Below are 2,299 nucleotides of genomic sequence, written 5' to 3'. Positions count from 1 at the left end.
TCGCGATCACTGCGCTCCGCCTATCGGGCGCCACCAACATCGCCGCCGCGCTCCGCCACCACGCCCGCGACACCCTCCGGCCGCTGACCACCTACAAGATCACGTAGCAACTTTGCCGGGGCCCTGGATCCCACGCAGGCGCTCGTCCTGTCGCAGGTCGTGCTCTCCTTCGGGATCCCGTTCGCCCTCATCCCGCTCATCCTGCTCACCCGGCGCCGCGACATCATGGGCGACCTGGTCAATCGGCCAGTCACCACGGTGATCGCGAGTGGCGTGGCTGCCGTGATCATCGCGCTTTAACGCGTTCCTGCTCGCGCAAGTATTCGCCGACCTGTAGAGCCTCACTGAGCAGGTCGAGGGGCCGCCCCCGGCTGCTTGCTTTGCACACCCCCGGCTTACCGCACTGATGCAACGGGTACGGCATCTACGTAGTTGCTCCGGAAGTGGATGGGAGACCGGAGCGATCGTGAGGTTGGCGGGTGGCACGGAGGTGTGTGGATGGGTGAGTTCGGCGCCGTGCTGGTTCTGCTCGCGGTCGCGGTCGCGATCGTGGCGGCCTGTTATGGCCTGTCGGCGTTGTTCGCCGTTCGGCGCACCATGATCGAGGTTGCGCCGTTCGCGGGCGGTCTGCCGCCTGTCGAGCATGCGTTCTCCCGGTTCCACGTTCGCTGGTATCCCCTGACGCTGGTGTTCCTGGCATTCGACATGGAGATGTTGTTCATGTACCCGTGGACGCTCGTCGTGTCGCGGGTCGGCGCCTCAGCGGTGGTCGAGATGTTCGTGTTCCTCGGCATCTTGTTCGTCGGGGTGATGTACGCGTGGCGTGAGGGGGCGCTGCGGTGGACCTGACATCGCTGCTGCTCCGGGTCGGGGCGCGCCGTACACACGCAATGGTGGTACCGGCCGTCGGGTTTCCTGCTGCCCGGCTTGGAGCGGAGGCAGAGCTGGCTCGCCGAGGCTGGCCCGAGGCGACGAGCCCGGGCGAGGCGGACCTCGTCGTCGTTGCGGGCGTTCCCGGTCCGGGGCTCGCGTCGGTGATCGAGCGCGTGTGGGCGCAGGTCCCGGCGCCACGGGCGCGGGCCGATGTCACCGGGTTCGCCGATGTCTCCGGCGCACTCGACGCCGCAGCGGCGGTTCTGGCTGACGCCGCTCGACAGCGCGGGGCGGGTGCGGGCGGTGCCGCGGCCGCGAGGGGACGAAATGACGACGGTGACGAACGGTCGGGTGAGCACGCGGACGGACGCCACGGCGGTCGTGCGGGAGGTGACCACCAGGAGCACGGGGCTGGGGACGGTCGCGACAGCGGCGACGGGGAGCAGGGTGGCCACGGTGAGCACGGTGGGATGGACATGGAGATGCCGGGGGGCCTGCCGATGGCGGACCTGGGGGAGGACCGCGACGGGCTGATGCTCGACCGGCTGCACGTGCCACTGGGCCCGGTTCTGCCCGACTGGCCGCCCGGACTCGTCGTGCGGGTCGTGTTGCAGGGTGATGTGATCCAGGAAGCCGAGGTTGAGGTCCTCGACGCCCCTGCCGCATCCCCGTTCTGGCTCGAGCCGGGTTGGGCCGTGGTGCGCGAGCTCGATGCGCTGGCTCGCTTCCTGTCTGTAGCAGGGTGGGCCGACGAGGCCGCCCGGGCGCGACGCATCCGCGACGACCTGATGGCGGGGATGCCCGTCGAGCAGAAGGCCCCGTCCGTGATGACGCTCGTCGGGAGGGTGCGCCGCTCCCGCACACTCCGCTGGCTGGTGCGGCGGATCGGCGCCGGTGATGTCGATGTCGCGGTGCGGCTCGAGCGGCGGCTGGCCGCGGTGCAGGCCGCGGTGACCGGCCCCCGCGCACCGGACGTGCCCCGTGCGGCGGTCGACGACCTGCCGGATCTGCTGGTCGGCACCGAGTTCGCGGCGGCCCGGCTGATCGTCGCCGTGCTCGACCCGGACACGGAACCGGCCGAGATCCGGGAGGAGGTGCGCCGTGGGTGATCCGCGTGCGCTACCGCTGTGGTCGGTGCTGCTGCTGCCGGCCCTGCTCGGTCTGGTGACCTGGTCCGCGGTGGCGCTCGACATGGCGCTGTCGGCACGAGCACGCGGCGGCCCGGCCGGTCTCGGGGCGGCGTTTGCGGCGCCCGTGAAGGAGTGCGGACGCCTTCTGGTCGGGCAGCGGCGCCGCACCGTGGCGGCCGATGCGGTGCTGTGGCGGGTCGGCGGGGCCGCGCTGCCGGTGGCGGCGTTGCTCGCGGCCGCGGTGCTGCCGCTGGGGGAGCGGCCGGTGGCCGATCTCGGCGTGGGCGTCGTGTGGT

General features: G+C 71.6%; 2 protein-coding genes and 2 pseudogenes. All 4 read left to right on the top strand.

All coding sequences use genetic code 11. The features are described 5' to 3' along the window. Positions 1-126: 126 nt before the first annotated feature. Positions 127-300 (top strand): annotated as a pseudogene (locus KME75_RS41040) (divalent metal cation transporter); the annotation flags it as partial. Between the two features lie 198 nt (positions 301-498). Beyond that, positions 499-849, top strand: coding sequence for an NADH-quinone oxidoreductase subunit A (locus KME75_RS41035; RefSeq protein ID WP_219420381.1), 351 nt, complete (start codon positions 499-501; stop codon positions 847-849). A gap of 500 nt (positions 850-1,349) precedes the next feature. Continuing rightward, on the top strand, positions 1,350-1,982 hold the full coding sequence (locus KME75_RS41030; protein WP_219420380.1) for a hypothetical protein: 633 nt from the start codon (positions 1,350-1,352) through the stop codon (positions 1,980-1,982). After that, positions 1,975-2,299 (top strand): annotated as a pseudogene (locus tag KME75_RS41025) (NADH-quinone oxidoreductase subunit H); the annotation flags it as partial. The gene KME75_RS41030 and the pseudogene KME75_RS41025, both read left to right, overlap by 8 nt.

The organism is Pseudonocardia nigra (genome assembly GCF_019396355.1).
GTDB lineage: Bacteria > Actinomycetota > Actinomycetes > Mycobacteriales > Pseudonocardiaceae > Pseudonocardia > Pseudonocardia nigra.
This window is presented reverse-complemented; position numbering and strand designations above follow the sequence as displayed.